This window comes from Flavihumibacter sp. UBA7668 (assembly GCF_002483205.1).
Lineage (GTDB): Bacteria > Bacteroidota > Bacteroidia > Chitinophagales > Chitinophagaceae > Flavihumibacter.
The window spans coordinates 37355-56307 of the sequence record NZ_DLHM01000007.1 but is presented as its reverse complement, the minus strand read 5'-3'; the positions used below and the strand labels follow the sequence as shown (position 1 = coordinate 56307).

Below are 18953 nucleotides of genomic sequence, written 5' to 3'. Positions count from 1 at the left end.
ATTGCCATGCCAACACCCACTCATATTAATTGCAGTTGCAGCACCTGTTATCAGGAGCAGCTTCAACAGGCAGAAAAAGAACTTCACCTGAAAATCAGCGAAAACAGTCGGCGTGATTTTTTACGCAATGCAGGCCGACTCGGACTCGGACTTGGAATTGGCGGTGGTTTGCTGGCATCGCCAATGGCAGCATCTGCACTCAATCCGGATGAAGGACTGTCTCGATTGAAGGAAATCGAGCGTAACAAAGCTATACGAACTGGTAAGGCTAATCGCTTTACTATTTTACACACAGCAGATATCCATGCCCAGTTGCTGGTGCACGATGAGTTTTTCATTGAAAATGGAAAGGTGGTCTATAAAAAAAGAGGCGGAATGGCAACCCTCAAAACCATGATCAACCAGCTCAGAAAAGAAAATCCCTCGAATACCCTGGTTATTGACGGAGGTGATTGTTTTCAGGGTAGTGGAGTTGCAGCCCTTACTGGGGGAAGAGCCATCGTTCCCCTGATGAATAATATTGGTTACGATATCATGTTGCCGGGAAACTGGGAAGTGGTGTATGGAAAAGAAATGATGATGAAAGACATGTTCGCCTATGATGGAGTAAAAGTATGCGCCAACATGTTTCATAATACTGCAGATGAATTAAATGGCGACCTGATCTTTCCTCCCTATTTTGTAAAACATATAGGAGGATTAAAAATCGGATTCATCGGTTATAATGATCCGCTTACTCCCAAAAGGCAATCGCCAGCTTATAGTGATGGTATCACTTTTACACCACCTGAAAAAAATGTTGCTAAATACATCCGACTCCTTAAGCAGTATGAACAATGCGATATGGTATTTCTCCTTACGCATATGGGATTGGCACAACAAATCGGATTGTCCAATTTGCAGCATGTAAAAGGGGCTGATTATATTTTGGGAGCAGATACGCATGAACGTGTTCGACAACCAATTCAGGGGGTGCATTCAAAGGTGACTGAACCTGGTGCATTTGGTTCCTTTCTGGCCCGCCTTGATATCGTTATGGAAGATGGAATTATAAAAGATCAATCCTATCAATTATTGGATGTGGATCCGGAAAAATATCCGGAAGATCCGGAAATGAAAAACCTGATTGAAGCCGCCCGGGAACCCTACAAAAAAATCCTGCATCGCGTAATCGGCCAAACAAAAACACCGCTGGTTCGCTATTATGTGATTGAAACTCCCATGGATAATTTTATCACAGACGCCATCATGTGGAAATTTAAACCGGATATTGCCCTGAGTAATGGCTTCCGTTTTTGTCCGCCACTGGTTCCGGATCCCAAAACCGGGAAAGCAGATATCACCATGGATTATTTATGGAATATGCTACCCGTAGACAGTGAAGCAAAGCGGGGAACGATCACAGGAGAACAACTGTGGAACTGGATGGAAAAAGAATTGCAGAATGCATTCGCAAAAGACCCCGCTAAACGATTTGGGGGATGGGTGGTTCGCTTTCAGGGTATGCAGGTCAATTTTACCATTGCAAAAGATTTGGGTCAGCGGGTGAACTGGATTAAAGTAGGCGGAAAGCCACTCGATAAATTCAAAACTTACAGCTTTGTAGCCTGCGAACGGGAAGGTGATCCGGATACTACGATTTGCAGGGTAGAAGGAGTGAAGGAGCCCAAGCGATTGGGGGCCACCCTTCACAGTGTTATTCAGGAATACCTGTCAGTGAATTCCCCAATCGCACCCAAACTGGAAGGTCGGTGTACTGCAACAGATGCACCCAACTCTCTCTTGACCCAGTTAATGGGATTTGGATACGAATTCCGATAGAATTATATGAGCGGTTCTTGCTGATTCTGGCAGGATTGTAGTTTCACCATTATGCTGCAATACCGATCGTCTGTTTTATTTTATCTTTTCTTTATTGCCCTTGCGGTTATTGGAATCATTTATGGGAGTCAATTAATTGAAACATATCCCGACCTGAGATTATGGCCATGGTCGAATATAGCGCTGATCACTATTGGGATACCCTTTCTTTTTTTCCAAAAACCCGCCCGTTTGCCGGAGCTTTGGGATGCAAAAATTCCAATCTCAATAAGAATCCTACAGCCTGTTTTGATTGGAATTGTATTCGGACTGGCTGATTTGATACTGATAGAATATGTATTAAGAGACCAGCCTCATACCAGTTTACCCCCTTACACACAACCATTTCCCTATTCAATCTTTTTATATAGTTCGGGTGCATTTGAAATAGAACTATTTTATCGGTTAATTCCGGTAACCCTCGTGCTGTTGATTTTTGCTAAAATAAAAGAAGGGAAATACTGGCTTCCTGCTTTTTGGATTATCGCCATTCTTAGTTCCATTCGGGAACCTATTGAGCAATTGCCAGGTGGACCATTATGGTTTATTATCTATGCTGTTTTATCCGGATTTGCCATGAATTTTATTCAGGTCTGGTATTATAGAAAAGCCGGATTTTCTGCTTCGCTGTTTTTACGATTGGGTCATTATATGGTCTGGCACATCTTAAATGGAATATTAATAGAGCAAACAATTAATTAAATCGCTTACTTTTTAAATAAAAGAAAGAGATTTGAAATATGAAATGCGCTTTGTATCTATTGTTTTTTCTATTCCCATTTGCAGGTTTTTCCCAGCCCAAGCCTTTTGTGCTGGGAGTTATTGAAGAACTGAATTCCACTATACTCTCAGAAAAAAGGATACTCAATATTTATTTGCCGGAGGGATATAACTCAAATGACACAACCAGTTATCCCGTTATTTATTTGTTGGATGGCTCGGCCGATGAAGATTTTATCCATATAGCCGGATTGGTGCAATTTAATTCTTTTGAATGGGTTAACCGGGTTCCGAAATCAATTGTTGTTGGTATTGCATCCGTAGATCGCAGAAGAGATTTTACAAATCCTTCAATACTGGAAGAACAACGAACATCTTTTCCAACTGCAGGACAATCCGGACGATTTATGGATTTTATTGAGAAAGAATTACAGCCGTTCATTCAGAAAAAATTTAAAACCAGTAAATCCAAAACAATCATCGGTCAGTCTTTTGGCGGCCTGTTTGCAACGGAGATACTTCTGAAACGCCCCTCCCTTTTTAATAAGTATATAATTGTAAGTCCGAGTTTGTGGTGGAATAATGCGGAGCATTTGACAATCCCTTCCAATTTACTTGAAGAAGCAGTAAAAGACACAATAAGCATCTATATTGCAGTTGGGAAAGAGGGGCTAACTCCCGGTAAAAATCCACGTGTAATGGAAGTGGATGCCAATTTGCTGTATGAAAAAATAAAACTGATCCCTAACTCAGCTATCAAAACCGTTTTCGATTATTTACCCACTGAAAACCACGCAACTATTCTTCATCAGGCTGTTAATAATGCATTTATCCGATTTTCGGAATAATCAGGAAGCACAATCAAAGTCCATAAAAATAAGATCGTTCATTTACTACATCATCATAGGTTACCACTTTTTAGTCTTTATGAAATTCAAAATAGCTTAATAACCCAAAATCACCTGAGCACATCGCTTTATGTGCAGGAATTCTCTTTTATCAGCAACAAATTTGTCAGAAGAGGCCATAAAGTAAAATTTCCGGATATTGGATGCGTATGAAGTGTTTTTGGCACCCTGACTTCTGTAGGCTTCAACTCTCTGATTAATGTTAATCAGAAAGCTTTCTTTTTTGTTCCAAGCGTTAACAGCACAATCGTAATAAGAATACAAAAAGTTCCAATCCAGTCAATTCCGCCAAAAGGAACATCCAGCCAAAGTACGGCAACGCCAGCTGCTGCAAGTGGTTCCACACAGCATAAAAGACTTGCAGTGGGTGCACCAATTATTGTTACAGATCGAAGGAAAATGTAAAAAGCAATCAGGCTTCCAAAAACAATAATGTATCCAAATGCCAGCCAGGTACCCAAATCCCAAGTACCCTGAATATGCCAGGGGTTGGTAAAGAATGAAATAACTATTCCCCCTATAAACATTCCCCAGCCAGTAACGGTTGCTGCTGAATATTTTCGTAATAATTGTACCGGTTGGATCGTATAAAATGCCAGCGTAAAAGCGGATAACAATCCCCAGAACAGGGCCGCTTCGGAAATTACCAATTTTTCAAAACTTCCATGCGTAACCAATAGAAAAGTACCTCCTAATGCAAGAACCAGCGATGCATATTCCACCAATACCGGCCAGCGTCGGTTCTTAATGGCATAAAAGGCCACAACAAATAACGGGCCGATGTATTGTAATACTGTTGCAGTTGCTGCATTGGATAAATTAATGCTGTAGAAATAAGTAAATTGAACTGCTACCATTCCTAAAATGCTGAAGAGCAATAGTGCAGTAAAGTCTTTTGGATTTTTCCATATTCGAATGGCATCGCTGTCTTTTTGGAGCAGCGCATATAAAATCAGTATGCTTCCGGCAATTAATAAGCGCCAGCTGACCAGCCAGGCAGGCTCCAATCCTTTTTCTTCGAAAAGATATTGTGCACAGGTTCCGGAAATACCCCAAAAGACAGCAGCCAACAAGGCCATAATAAATGCAGAAATTTGGTTGGGGATTGCCATATGGACTGCAAAAGTAGGGAATAGTCTTGCTAGATGACTTATTCTTCTTTCATAAGGTTGGCCGTAATTTCATAGGACCTCAGGCGATCTTCCAGCCGGAACAGGTTGGTTGTTATCATTAATTCCGAAACTCTCGTTGTTTCAATAAACTCACTGATTTTTTGTTTTACCGTTTCTCTGCTGCCTATAAAACTGTATTTCAAAAAAGACTGCATGGCAGGATGTTCCCGCAAAGCCATCAATTCATCCGTCATTTCAGTCGGTGGCTGGAGATAGTCGATTTGTCCGGTCATCACTCCCAGCACCATTTTCAAATAAGAAGTTGATAAACGCTCTGCTTCTTCATCTGTATCTGCTGCAATTACATTTACACAGGCTATTGTATAGGGTTTTTCAAGTTGTGCTGATGGCTGAAATCGCTGGTGATAAATGGAAAGCGCCTCCAGCAAATGGGTGCTGGCAAAATGGCTTGCAAAGGCATACGGCAATCCTTTTGCTGCGGCAAGATGTGCACTATCTGTACTGGAACCAAGAATATAGAGAGGAACTTCCACGCCTTCTGCAACCCCCACCCGGACCTTTGATCCTGCATTTGTTGGAGAAAAATACTGTTGAATCTGTTTTATTTCTTCAGGAAACTGGTATACAGACTGCATCCGATCCGGCCGGATAGCCTGCGCCGTAAGCTGATCTGTTCCAGGAGCCCGGCCTAACCCCAGGTCAATCCGGTTAGGGAAAAGTGTGCCAAGCGTTCCAAACTGTTCCGCTACAATAAAGGGGGAATGATTCGGTAACATAATCCCGCCTGATCCAACACGGATTTTTTGAGTACTTCCGGCGATATGTCCGATCAATACAACAGTTGCGGAACTTGCCACACTAACCATATTATGGTGCTCAGCCAGCCAGAATCTGGTATAACCCCATTTTTCTGCGTGCTGTGCCAGTATTAAACTGTTTTGAAATGCTTTTGCCGGTGTAGCATCTTTGGCTACTACGGCCAATTCAAGAATAGAATAGGGGATTGCCTTCATAGGCTGCAAAGATACTATTGAAGCGCCAGTACAAATCCGCCCTGAGCCTTCATGGTTATTGTTAAAGCTTGTTTTTTAATAGGAACAGATTCCATTATAAACAAATCTCCGTTCAATCCATCCCTAATCAGCTGTCCTGATTGAAATGTTAAATCTTTTAAATTTAGCGTAATTGTTTTCGTTTGATCGGTACCGTTGATTCCTGCTATATACCAATTCTTTCCGCTTTTTCGGGCAAGGACTACATATTCTCCCGGATATCCATCAATCCATTTCATCTCCTCCCAGCTATCAGGCAGGTTGCGAAGAAAATCCTGTACATATTCAGGTGTTTTATCCATTCCTGCCGGAGATTCGGCATAGTGTTGAATGCCTGACCAGAAAATCACTGATAAGGCCAGTTCAAATGCACTGCTGGTTTTTCGTTGTACAGAGGTTGGTATTTTATAAAGATTCATTGGGGTAAAATCCATCGGATCAAATACATTTCTTGTAAATGGTAGTACGGTGCAATGCTTCGCCTGCACATCTGCAAATGCCTGTCCAAATTTTACCATTTCAAATCCTTTAACAGCCTCAGTTGTTACAAGATGCGGATACGTTCTCTGCCAGCCCCGCGGTAAAGTGGCGCCATGAAAATTAACCAGTAACTGAAAGTCAGCGGCATCTTTCAAAATGGCATGATAATAGGCAATCATTGACTGCCCATCTCCCCCAAAAAAATCAATCTTAACGCCCTTGATTCCCATTTTCTGAATCCGGCTGAATTCAGCTCTTCGGGAAGCGCTGCTTAATATCAAATCCCGGGGATGATAGGGTGTGGTATTCCAGCTTCCTGCAGAATTATACCAGAGGATCAATCCAACATTTTTCCCGGAGGCATAGGTGGCCAGTTGAGTAATGCTATCATATCCTATTTTGGTATCCCAGTTTACATCTATGAGGCAATACTCCCATCCCATCCGGGCGGCATAATCCACATAGTTTTTTTGCTCTGAATAAACGATAGAGTCATCTTTTGAATTGATCCAACTCCAGGATGCCTGCCCGCCTTTCACCCAGGAATCCTTGTTCAAAACGGAACCTGGTGCCAGATCAGTTCCCAGGGTTGAACTCGTTATGGTCGAAAGATCGCCAATTGCAATAATCCGCCAGGGCGAATACCAGTTTCCTTTTACCTGCGAATAGCGTTTCCCTCCTGGAAATATCTCCCGTGGATCAGGTGTGCCTGTCTGATAGTTGGAGCTGGCAGAATCATTGATCAGGCGGGTTGCACAATGCAAACTGTCTACTGCCGCTTCTGAAATCAATAACCAGGTACCATTGGACCGGAAAAGTGCCGGATATACCCATCCAGCTTTGGAGGGAAGTCCCACTGGTTTGTCAATTGCATACTCTTCTTCATACGAAGGATTGGATTGTTCCCAACCGGTTTTAGCTACACTCATTGGTTGAAGCCAGGATCTGCTGCTTTCCGGGAAATGATAGCCCGTTAATTCTTCGATCAAATCTTCTGCCTGATTACCTGCATCAGGCAAATGATACCTGATTGCAATGCCATCATCAGATACCTGAACAATTAGTTCCATCTGCTTTCCTGCTGCATTCTTGACCCAAATGCTTCTTCGGTTTGCGTGGTATTCATGGTTTAATTTTTTTCCGGTCCTGATAGTATATGAATCCCTTATTGGATAACTTTCACCAGGTTTTACAAACCTTAGTTCAGTATGAAAATTTTGGTATTGCAGCCGAAGCCCTAATCTGGAAGGAAGCAATACTTCTTGATTTCCTTTAAAAACCTGATACCAGAGTTCTCCATTCTGCAGTTTTACTTTTGCGGTTAGATGGGCATCCGGACTTGTAACAACCAAATCCTGTGCAGCTCCAAAAACAGAAATACTACTTGAAATCAGCAAGAAGATAATTCGTACATACAACATAGCAGGCGAATGGAAGATTATTAAATGTCAGAATAACAATTAAATATCGGTAAAAATCTGGTATCCGCACAGGCCAAGCATAATAAGCGTAGTTACAACAAATCCAGTCAGTATTATACCAGCAGCTTGCTTTTTAATTCGGAGCAGATCGGGCGGGTTACTGTTTTTTAATAGCAGTGTCTGTCTTGATTTATTATAATGGATCGTAGCTATGTGCAGAAAGGTGGCCATTACCGCCAGTGAGTAATAAGGAAGAAAAAAATATATTGATGGCCGCGTTTGTAGTCCCGCATTGGCAAAATGAATGTCAGTTTCCACCAGCCATACAAATCTTGCCATTAAAATGGACCATATATGATAGATCAAAAACAGCGATAGATAAAGCCCGCTTCCTACCTGCAACTTCACCATAATCGGCTGGTTTTTCCATTTATGGAATGCCAGGCTGATGCCGGTTAGCAATTGGGTTAGTACAGCAAGTAATAACAATCCTTCTAAAGGCGGAAAGCGGTATATTTTCCGAAATAATTGCATTACCTGAATATGCATGTCGGCTCCAAACAATGCAAAAAGATGATTGGATAAATGAAGCAGTATAAATACAGAAATCAGGGCGCCGGAAATCTGGTGGACATACCGGATCCAGGGAAGACGTCCTTCCGAATAAACTTGATCCACGTTGGATGATTTGAGTTGAAATCGATTCGACTATTCCTGCACAAGACTTATTATAGTTCCTGGTGGAATAACCAGACTGGTTCCGGTAATTTTCTTTTTCTGAAGTCGCTGTGTTCCTGAAGTAGTATATGAAACATACCCGTCAAGCGATTGTACGCTGCCATTCATGTCTTTTAACTCCAGCGGAACTTCAAGCGTGCTACGGTTGATTACAATCACAACCTTTTTATTGGTAAGCGGATTTAAATAGGCACTTACTGTGAACTTCTCTTCTTCATTGCTGAGCGCAGCAGCAATTCGTATCATACCCGGACGAACGAACCGGCTGTAATTGCCCATCGCCCATAGCAGTTTACTATCGTAGTAATTGCCGTCAGTTTTGTTTTTATCAACATAGATTAATCCATCTTTATAATCATAGGGAGAGACTGCCAGCCACCAATGCCATGCAGTAGCATTCGCATATACCAGATCGTTATGAATCAGATTGGCAACGTAAAGTGCTGTGTTCATGCCAAGATCTCTTTTTTCACCTCTTAACTCCCCTTCATTATCGCCCAAAACGCAGTATTCGGATTGCCAAACCTTATATCCATCGAGGCCCTTAACCTGCTGTGCAAGTTCTTTCCTTGTTTGAATCGCTTTACTATTGGGTGATGAAGACAGGTAACTGTGATAGGCAATCCTTTTTTCTGCCTGTTTTAATTTTCCCAAATATGCGTCGGAACCAGCCGAAAATAAAGCAGTAAGCTGATTGCCTCTTCCAGGTTTATCATATTCGCCCAGCAGGTATTTAATTTCAAAAGCTTCTGAGAAAACCAGTTTGGTTGAACTATTTTCTTTAGTAAATCGTTCATTCAATTCACGCGCAATGCCATAAATTTCTGAATTTAGGTAAGGACTTCCTTCCTGTCCGCCATCACTCCAATCGTTTTGGGGCTCGTTAACCGGACTTAAATAATCAAATCGCACACCGGTTTTGGCATGAATACCTTCAATCGTTGCTGTCAGGAAGTTCGCATAAGCGACATATGATTCTGGTGCCAGATTAGCCTGTCCGTTTTGTGCATAGGCTTTCCCGGTTTTGGTCAATGCAACAGGCGGACTATTCACAAAGCCTAAATAATAAGGCACACCTCTTTGTTTCGCTGCCTGTAAAAACCAGGTTTGTCCCGCTTGTTTATTGAAATCCAGTTGCCCATTTTTATCCATAAAGGATTCTGCTCTTCTCCATTCATCTCTGATACCGCTGGCATCTCCCTGTTCGATACTGCCTCCGCCAATATTGAATCGCCAGATGCTAAGACCGATACCCCGCGGACTTCCGTTTGGCAGGGTATCGGTACTAAACAATAAATCAGCGATGGCATTTTTTTTCTCATCCGGCCATTTGCCTACAAATTGGCAGGCCCATGCATCCGAAGCACCAAAATGCTCAATTGTCTGGTACTGAATAGCAGGGTTAACAACAACCTCTATAACAGGTCGTTTATTTGTTCCAGTTTGGTTGGTTTGTGCACAGGCTTGCAGTCCTATGAGCAATAAAGCCAGTTGAGTCAGTTTTTTAAGTAAGCGCATTGCTGATATTTTTTCAATTAATAACCCGGGTTCTGTTGAATTTTTCCATTCAATGCCTGGATTTCAGCCCTTGGTATAGGTAGCCAATAATGTTTCTCTTCAAACTTGCGACCGGTTAACGCAATTTTTCGGGTATACTCAATAGAACCATTTCCCTGTTTAACCGCTTCCATGCCATATGCAGGTTCATTTTCTGTGTCCATAGCAATTTTCCAGCGACGCACGTCATAAAAACGATGCTCCTCAAATGCAAGTTCTATCCGACGTTCATTTCTGATGCGCTCGCGCATTTCTGCCTGAGTTACACCCGCTGGCAAAACAGGCATATTAATTCCCGTCCGCTGACGAATCTGATTGATGGCGCTGTAAACAGTAGCATCCGGACCAACGGCTTCATTTTGTGCCTCCGCGTAGTTCAGCAATACTTCTGCATAACGCATATAAATCCAGGGTTGAAATCCGGCTACCTCCCATGGATTATCAATCGGATAGGCATCATTCAGGAACTTAAGCAGGAGGTATCCGGTTTTAGAGGTATTCCAATTTTCATTTCCATCTTTACTGTCGCGGCCACCCGGAATAAAAGTCTCTACTTTTCTTCCCCGGTAGTCTGCACCATTGAAAAGAATTGATTCATAAAAACGCTGATCTCTGTTCGCATACGGATTTTGTGGATCATATCCTGAGGATGGGTCATCTATTTTATGTCCGTCCATGGTTTCATAATCATCTACCAGGTTTTGCAAAGGCGTATTTCCACCCCAGCCACCATAACCATTGGGTGCAGAGGCAATCTCCAGTGGGAAGTGAGAAGCGTTTCTTGTATACAAGCGCTGGAAAATAATTTCATTGTTTTCCGGGGTCAGGAAAAGCTGGCGATACCCGCCATTATAAATGCTGTATTTGTTCAGGTCCATCACAGCTTTTGCAGCAGCAGCTGCGTCTGCCCAGGTGCCTGCAGCATACAAAGGACTTGCAGCATACAATGCCATACGGGCTTTCAATGCAAGAGCAGCTCCTTTTGTTGTACGGCCTAATTTCCAGTTGGATGAATTGTTATTTAACGGCAGATCATTTGCTGCAGCTGTTAATTCAGTCAATATATAGCTGACAGTTTCCTGAATGGAAGATCTGGTATAAACAGTCGGGTCATCAAAATTATCACCAAGGTTATATACTTTATCACCCAGTAATACAGCACCACCATAATTTGTGACCAAATCAAAATAGCGATACGCACGAATAAACCGTAATTCTGCTTTCAGCATGCTTTTATGCGCATCACTTATAGTAACCTTGTCAATATTTCCCAATGCGAAATTACATTCCCTGATACTGCGGTAACTTCTTCCCCAAACAGTTCCTGCAATTCCCAGGTTCTCAGGAGCCAGTAAACCACGTACGATACTCCAGGTATTATCATCATTGTTGTAGATTGCTTCATCTGTTAAGGATGTCCACATAGCCCAGGTGAAACCCCGTCCAAACCCTGGTATATCTTCCTTGTCCTGCAACCTTGCACCGAGGTAGCGGTTTTGTACAAAGGATTCGAATAAAGTGGAGTCACCCAATAAAGCAGATTCTGATAATCGGTCTGTTGGGTTGATATCGAGAAAATCTTTCTTACAGGAACCGGCAGTTGCCAGCAGCCCGAGTAATGCTATTGTTTTAAATGAACGAAATTTCATTTGTTGTAGTTTAATCTTTTCTGAATCAGGTATTGTTAGAAACTAATCTGTGCACCCAGGTTGATGATGCGCTGTTGCGGATAAAACTGACCGCTTTGCTGAGAACCTTCCGGATCATAATCTTTCACTTTGGTGATGGTGAACAGATTGAAGGCATTTACATAAAGCCTGGCCGACTGGATTTTGGTGGCATTCATCCACTTGCCACTCACGTTATAACCCAGTTCAATATTTTTCATTCGCAGGAAAGCTGCATTGTTCAGCCAGAAAGTATTATTATACAATCCACCATTTACTGAAGAAGAAGCACGGGTATCCACTCTTGGAAAAGATCCGTTGGTATTGGTTGGGCTCCAGCGATTATCTGCCCAACTACTGTAAAAGTTTCCGATAGTTCCGGATTCAGGTAAAACATATTGGTTTACTCGTGCCTGTCCGGCGAAAACCATATTCAAATCGAAATCTTTATACCCAACATTCAAAACGGCACCATACATGATTTCCGGAATATTGCCATAGTCTGTTCTTATTTGATCATCCGCATTGATAACTCCATCGTTGTTGATATCGGCATAAATCAAATCACCCGGTTGTGCACCCGTTAAGTGGGGGAATTTATTGATATCATCCTCTGTCCGGAAAATTCCGATGGATTTATACAGCAGGTAGGTGTTTAACGGACGGCCGGTTTGTTTCTGATATTCCAGCACTCCTGGCGCTTCATCTATAAAGATGATTTCATTTTTAGTATAGGTGAAATTTGTCGAAATGCCATAGCGGAAATCCCCGCGTCTTTTTGAATAACCAAGGGTTGCCTCAATACCTGCGTTGTTTACCCTGCCGATATTTTCAGATGGAACAAGTGAAGCTGCTCCATGAGGATTCACAATACCAGTAACAAATGGAATGGACGCATTTCGTGTAGCAAGTATGTTGGAACGCTTTTGTTGGAAATAAATAACTTCAAAATTCAGGCTGTTGAACAACATACCATCAATACCAATATCCATTTTCTCTGCCTCTTCCCAGGTAATATTTGGATTGGCCAGCTTGGTCAGATCAAGTCCGGGTACAATACTTCCTCCGGAAACATAATTGTTTGCAAAGGAGTAATTGTTGAAATACTGGAATTGCGCAACATTATCATTCCCTAATACGCCATAAGATGCTCTGATTTTCAGATCATTCAGCACATTGCCCTGTGGAAACCAGGATTCTTTGGATACTCTCCACGCTGCAGAAACAGAAGGGAAGAAGCCATACTGGCTGCCTTTTGGAAAAGTAGAAGATCCATCTACGCGAGCCTGTAAGTCAAGCAGGTATTTTTCGCGAAAATTATAAGCGAGTTTGCCAATATAACTACGACGGGTAAACGCAAAACTGCTGCCTGAGTTATCACGATCGGTAGCGGCTGTTCCGCCCTGTGAAAGTTCGGGAGTCTGTGTAGTTGGAAAATTAATTCTGGATGCTCCGAATACTTCACGTGTCAGCTTGCTTTGCTCAACTGCTACAAAAGTACTGATGGAGTGATCTCCAAAAATACGCTGGTAATTCAGTTTTATATGGGTGGTTAACTGTGTCTGGTTGGTTTGACTTTGATAAAGCGTGGCTGCGCCGGAAGCTCCTCCAACCACCCGCTGTGTATACTGATCCGTTCCTTTATTATAGGAATACAGGGTGTATGGTTTACTAAACGATTTATTAAAGGACCAGGATTTATCCGTAGCTACAAACCCATCAAGGGAAAGACCTTTAACAGATTCAAAAGTATAACTGCCTTTCAGGATCCCATTGAATACCTGCGTTGGGTTTTTGGTTAAGCCCCCCAGATCCGTGGCCATGAATACCGGATTGTTGCCTTCAATTCCATAAGATGGCAATCCGTTTGGATAAACAGCCGGGATGGTTGAATAAGCCCGGTAAATGGTACGGAAAATATCTCCCGCACCGGCTATCGGAAATTGCCGGTCTTCCTGACGGCCCGACAAATACAGGCCAATTTTAAATTGCTTGGTGATGGAGGCATCAATATTGGATCGGAAACTGTATTGTTTGTAATTGGTTGCCCCGTTTTTGTAAATGCCATCCTGGTTAAGGTAACCAGCCGATACATAGTATTGGAGATTTTCTGTACCACCTGATAATCCTATATTGGTTTGGGACTGCAGGGCAGATTTTTGCAAGGTCTCTTTTGCCCAGTCGGTATTGGGATAATTCAGCGGATCGCTGCTATTTCTGAAGAGCTGAATCTCTTCATCCGAGTAGCGCTGGTTCATGCCTCCAGCCGGATTGTTATAAAAATCAATTTCATTATTGATCTGTGCATAGGTAGCAGCATCCGCCATTTTAGGCAATCGGGTGGGAGAAGAAAAACCCTGATTATAGGAGGCGGTAATGGAGGGTTTCCCTGTTTTGCCTCTCTTGGTTGTAATCAGAATGGCCCCATTTGCAGCGCGACTTCCATAAATAGCGGCAGAAGCATCTTTTAATACTGTAATACTCTCAATATCATTTGGGTTCAATCGTTCCAGTCCGCCGATTTGTCCGGGCACCCCGTCCACTACAATCAGCACATCATTGTTTCCGGTAGTTGCCAGTCCGCGGATCGTAAAACTGGATCCATCATAACCGGGTTCACCACTGCGGTTGTTGATCACCAGGCCGGAAAAGCGACCGGCCAGGGAGTTGGAAATATTGGGCTGGGGACTTTTAACTATATCGGCCCCTTTCACCACTGATACCGAACCGGTCAGATTACCCTTTTTCTGGGAGTTGTAACCAATAACCACTACCTCACCCAGGTTCTGATTATCAGTTTCAAGGGTGATGGATAAATCGGATTGACCATTAATTGTCAGCTCCTGTGTTTTGTTGCCAATATGTGAGATGATCAAAACTCCATTGGCGGGGGCCTGAATGGAAAACCGCCCCTCCTGATCAGTCAGTACACTTAGTTCCGAACCTTTCAGTTGTACAGTGGCACCCTGTACAGCGGTACCATTTGAAACTACCCGGCCCGTTACCAGTTGTTGAGCCAGAACAGGAATTGAAAATAGAAACAGGATGAGACATCCTAATAGTCGGAGAACCCGACCGAAAGAAAGCAATCTTTCCATAAAGCAAGCTGTTTTGAAGTGAATGAATACTATCGCCAATTGGCTTTAGTACTACAAGTTTATACTCAAAAACAGGCTGAAATGGGGGGTAAAACCCTATTTTACGGGGGGTAAATTGACAATTTTGGTGAATTCGCGGTTAAAGCTGCCCCGGTATTTTTTTATATAATCCGATGGATTCATGCCAAATAATTTGGAGAACTGTTCGCGGAAATAGCGGGAGTCGGCAAATCCAACCTGAAATCCCGCCTGACTCACATTCATATTTTCCGATAACATCAAAACGGCCGCTTTACGAAGCCGGATAGTCCGGATAAAAGAATTAAGCGATTGTCCGGATATGGTTTTGATCTTCTGATACAATCCCGACTGGCTCATGCCCATTTGCTGGGCAAAAATTTTAATCGTAAAGGATTCGTTATCAATATTTTCTTCAATAACTTCCATGCATTTCCGAAGAAAAAACTGGTATTCAGCAGGTACTTTTATATGATTCGACTGCAGGGTAACCTCGTCCTGAAAATATTGGTGCAAAAGAGACCGGCTCCGGAGCAGTGCCTCCATTCTTGCCTGTAATACATCCAGTTCAAAAGGTTTGGTTATATAATCATCGGCACCACCTTCCATACCCTGTACCTGCATTTCTGAACCAACTTCCCCGGTTAACAGAATCAGCGGAATATGACTGGTGAGCGACGAACTTTTCAACTGTTTACAAAGATCAAGTCCTGATATACCCCCCATATTTATATCGCTGATTATCAGGTCGGGTAAACGTTCCGTAGCCAGACGCCAGCCTTCTTCACCATTTTGCGTACTTAGTACAAGGTATTTTTTCCCCAGCGAGCTTTTCAGATAGGAAAGGATTTCTGGATTGTCATCGATTAATAGTACCTGTTTCCGATCCGTTATAATTTTTTCGACCGGGTCCGCTATGGCGGGATCTGCATCCTGTATTTCAGCATCCTGACTTATTTCGGGCAATTCCTGCATCCATTCCTTAAATAATCCCGAATCGGCTTTATCAGGTAGTGCGGAGCTGATTTTTGAAACTGCCAAAGGCAGCCGAATCAGGAAGCGGCTTCCTTTTCCAGGTTCAGATTCGCAGAAAACCTGTCCTTCATGCAGTGTAATAAAATGATGAACCAGGAATAATCCAATGCCAAAACCACCGGTTCGTTGTTTGTTTTTTGGTCCGGCCTGCTGAAAGTTTTTAAAGATTTTTTCCTGTTCTTCCGGCGCAATTCCACAACCGCTATCACGTACAATAAGCATCAGTTCAGTTGCTTCCTGTCCTATTTCAAGTGAGATGCTGCCTCCGGCTGGTGTGTATTTAAATGCGTTTGAAAGAAGATTAAATAAAGCCATTTCAATTTTTTCCTTATCGATGGCTATTTTTTGGGATGGGTCACTCAGTTTATCAATAAACTGATAGTTGATCGATTTTAATTTGGCTTCCTGAACAAAACACTGAAAGATATCTGAACAGAGATCATGTATGGGGTATTCGGCTATATACAATTCATCCGCACCACTGTCGGCTTTTCGAAAATGTAAAAGTTGATCTACCAGGCTAAGGAGCCGGCGTGCATTCCGGTAAACGACGTTCAGTTCCTGTTGCGATTCCTGGTTATTTTTTTGTTGTAATAATTCTTTAACCGGATTGATGATCAGTGTTAAGGGGGTTCTGAACTCATGAGAAACCTGGGTAAATACACTCAGCTTTTTTTCATGCAATTCTTTTTCTTTCTGGTTCTCAATGGTCGCCAGTTTTACCTCATAAATAAGCCTTGCCTGACGGGCAGCATAAACTGAATAACCTACAATTAAACCAATGGCTGCCAACAGGTAAAACAAATAGGCCCAGCCTGTTCGGTACCAGGGGGGAAGTATTATCATGGTAAGAAGGGTTGCCGGTTCGCCCCATTGTCCATCTGACCCGGTAGCTTTTACCTTAAACTTGTAATTGCCTTCCAGCAAGCGCATATAGGTGGCCGTACGCTGCTGATTTGAATAATTCCAGTCCTTGTCCCAGCCTTCCAGCATATAGGCATATTGAATTTTATCCGGGAAGGAATAATCGAGAGCCAGGAAGTCAAGATGAATATTGGCCAGGTCAAATGGTATGGTCAATTCTTCCATCCGGGTATTGCTTTGTTTTGTTAGAAAAACCCGACTCTCGTCTATGGATTTATTGCTGACTGATAAGCCGGATAAAAACAGTGGTGGGAAAGCCGTCCCAAACCGAACGCTATCAGGATGAAACAGGTTCAGCCCCTTGATTCCCCCAATCATCATTTCACCAGAGCTGAGCCGGATGCCGGCATTGAAGCTGAACTGATTGCTTTGCAGTCCATCCGTTTGGGTGAAATTCTGACTGATGCGGGTAACCGGATCATATTTACACAGACCATTGAAGGTGGTTAGCCATAAAACATGGTCATCATCTTCCAGAATGCGAAGGATTGTATTGCTGGGCAATCCATCGCCTGTAGTAAATCGTTTGTAGCTGCCTTTTGTTTTATCGAAAAGTAGCAGTCCGCCGCCCTGCGTGCCCAGCCAGAAATTCTTTTTTTTATCCTGATAGATGCAGCGCACGGTATTCCCCATTGGAAAGCGCTGGTGTTTTTTGAACTGCCGGTCTATTCGGATTAATTCTGAATAATTGCCACCCCATAATTGTCCATCCGGATCTTCATATAAACTTTGCAAATTCAGAATTGAGTGATCGAACATTTCAAAGCGATCGGCAGTTCTGTTGAGTTTATATAAAGCACCATCATTGGTGGTGCTGGCCCAGATTTGCCGGTACCGGTCTTCAAAAACAATCCAGGCATGGGGTTCAATACTGCGCGTTTTGGTATTATAACAGGAATACTGCTTAATGTCTTTGGTAGTCCGGTTGATTCGATTTATTCCTCCAAACCAGGTGGATATCCAGGTGTCTCCTTCAGAATCTACTGCAATATTGGTAATAAAGTTACTGCTGATTCCGGTGGTTTGATTCCTGCGATAAATGTAATCGGTAAATCGATGCTCTTTTCTGTTCCAGTAGCGTAATCCTGCTCCATCCGTTCCTATCCATATATTTTGATCCGGATCTTCACAGAGGGAGAGGATGAAGTTTTGAACCGGACTTTCTTTTTCAGATTGTTTGTGAAGGATTAATTGAAAAGGGAAAATTCTTGAATCAATCATATTGATACCTCCGCGCAGGGTGCCAATCCATTTACGGTTTTGCTGATCGGCATAAACAGCAAAAATAGAATTACTGTTTAAGGGAGATCTTCCATCCGGTCCTAGGAATGGTTGAGCCGAGAGCGAATCCGGCGGTATGCTCCAAAGACCATTTCCATCCGTGCCAATCCAGAGGGTGCCTGCATTATCAAGATCCAGATGGGCAACATTGGTGCTGTTTGGAATAGCATTTGTTTCAAACGAACGGATATGGGCGTTATACTTAAAGAGCCCTTCATGGTTTCCCAGCCATAATGTTCCATCACGGCCGATTTTCAGTGTTTTTGCCTGAAGAATTTGATCGCTGGCCAGATTTAATAGTTTTTTTTCAGGATCGTAGAGATAAAGTCCGCGTTGCTGTACAAATACCCATATTTTGTTGGCGATACTGTCAAATTCAATGGCCGAAACCATGTATTGAGTTGTTCCTGAGCGGGTTTCAAGTGGGATGGAAAGAGCAGGTTTTATATCAACGGAATAATCCAGCAGACCATACAAACTGGTTCCGGCCAGCATCCGTTGCTGATGTATGGGAGCAAAACAATGTACGCCGATATTTACCGGAGCAACCTGTTTTTCTCCCTGTGGTAAATAGTACAGTGGGATGAATTTTCCGGTTTGGGGCTGATAAACACAGGCGCCTTTTTCACTTCCAACCCAAATTCGGTTGGATTGATCTCCCTTTATTGTATAGATATTGTTATTGGTAAGTGTGGTGCTGTCACCTATCCGGTTACGAAATACCTCAATGGAATATCCATTGTATTTATTCAGCCCATCATAGGTGCCGAACCAAAGAAATCCGTTTTTGTCCTGGTAGATGGCAGTTACGGCATTGTTAGACAATCCCTGTTCAATCCCAATATATTTAATAGGTTGGTCTGCTGCTCTTGTGTATAAAGTAATAAATAAAAGACAGCAGATAAGAGGCTGAAATTTTCCGGGCAGTCGCATCGTGTTAAGTAAGCAGAAATAAATAAAGCAGTTGATTCCTTCGTATTAAAAGTAAGTAAAGAAATCAATGAGATCAAGACTATAAGGTGGTAATTCCTTATAACCTTTATTTTTATACTTTATACTAT

At 42.6% G+C, this 18953-nt stretch carries 11 protein-coding genes; 3 read left to right on the top strand and 8 right to left on the bottom strand.

Going from position 1 to position 18953, the window contains the following annotated elements; genetic code table 11:
- Positions 1-6 precede the first annotated feature (6 nt).
- From B2746_RS18020 to B2746_RS18010, 3 genes are read left to right on the top strand one after another with little or no spacing between them, the layout of a single operon-like run.
- Positions 7-1821, top strand: coding sequence for a bifunctional metallophosphatase/5'-nucleotidase (locus B2746_RS18020; RefSeq protein WP_290796908.1), 1815 nt, complete (start codon positions 7-9; stop codon positions 1819-1821).
- 51 nt (positions 1822-1872) lie between these two features.
- The gene (locus tag B2746_RS18015) at positions 1873-2562 is read left to right on the top strand and encodes a hypothetical protein (RefSeq protein WP_290796905.1); all 690 of its coding nucleotides are present in this window, start codon (positions 1873-1875) and stop codon (positions 2560-2562) included.
- A 38-nt stretch (positions 2563-2600) separates the two neighbouring features.
- Positions 2601-3428 carry an alpha/beta hydrolase gene (locus B2746_RS18010; RefSeq protein WP_290796902.1) on the top strand — a complete coding sequence of 276 codons (828 nt, stop codon included), beginning with the start codon at positions 2601-2603 and terminating at the stop codon, positions 3426-3428.
- A 266-nt stretch (positions 3429-3694) separates the two neighbouring features.
- Here the strand turns inward: B2746_RS18010 and B2746_RS18005 are convergent, their stop codons facing one another.
- The 8 genes from B2746_RS18005 to B2746_RS17970 form a co-directional block, all read right to left on the bottom strand.
- Positions 3695-4600: a DMT family transporter gene (locus B2746_RS18005; RefSeq protein ID WP_290796899.1), complete on the bottom strand. Its 906-nt coding sequence runs from the start codon at positions 4598-4600 to the stop codon at positions 3695-3697.
- A 38-nt stretch (positions 4601-4638) separates the two neighbouring features.
- Positions 4639-5634, bottom strand: coding sequence for an LLM class flavin-dependent oxidoreductase (locus B2746_RS18000; protein WP_290796892.1), 996 nt, complete (start codon positions 5632-5634; stop codon positions 4639-4641).
- Between the two features lie 14 nt (positions 5635-5648).
- The gene (locus B2746_RS17995; RefSeq protein ID WP_290796884.1) at positions 5649-7574 is read right to left on the bottom strand and encodes a glycoside hydrolase family 97 protein; all 1926 of its coding nucleotides are present in this window, start codon (positions 7572-7574) and stop codon (positions 5649-5651) included.
- A 39-nt stretch (positions 7575-7613) separates the two neighbouring features.
- On the bottom strand, positions 7614-8252 hold the full coding sequence (locus B2746_RS17990; protein WP_290796881.1) for a hypothetical protein: 639 nt from the start codon (positions 8250-8252) through the stop codon (positions 7614-7616).
- Between the two features lie 30 nt (positions 8253-8282).
- Positions 8283-9830, bottom strand: coding sequence for a glycoside hydrolase (locus tag B2746_RS17985; protein WP_290796878.1), 1548 nt, complete (start codon positions 9828-9830; stop codon positions 8283-8285).
- 17 nt (positions 9831-9847) lie between these two features.
- Complete coding sequence (locus B2746_RS17980) at positions 9848-11518, bottom strand: RagB/SusD family nutrient uptake outer membrane protein (protein WP_290796875.1); 1671 nt, start codon at positions 11516-11518, stop codon at positions 9848-9850.
- A 35-nt stretch (positions 11519-11553) separates the two neighbouring features.
- Positions 11554-14634, bottom strand: a complete 3081-nt coding sequence (locus B2746_RS17975; protein ID WP_290796872.1) for a SusC/RagA family TonB-linked outer membrane protein — start codon at positions 14632-14634, stop codon at positions 11554-11556.
- 96 nt (positions 14635-14730) lie between these two features.
- The gene (locus B2746_RS17970) at positions 14731-18825 is read right to left on the bottom strand and encodes a hybrid sensor histidine kinase/response regulator transcription factor (RefSeq protein WP_290796869.1); all 4095 of its coding nucleotides are present in this window, start codon (positions 18823-18825) and stop codon (positions 14731-14733) included.
- Between the last annotated feature and the right edge of the window lie 128 nt (positions 18826-18953).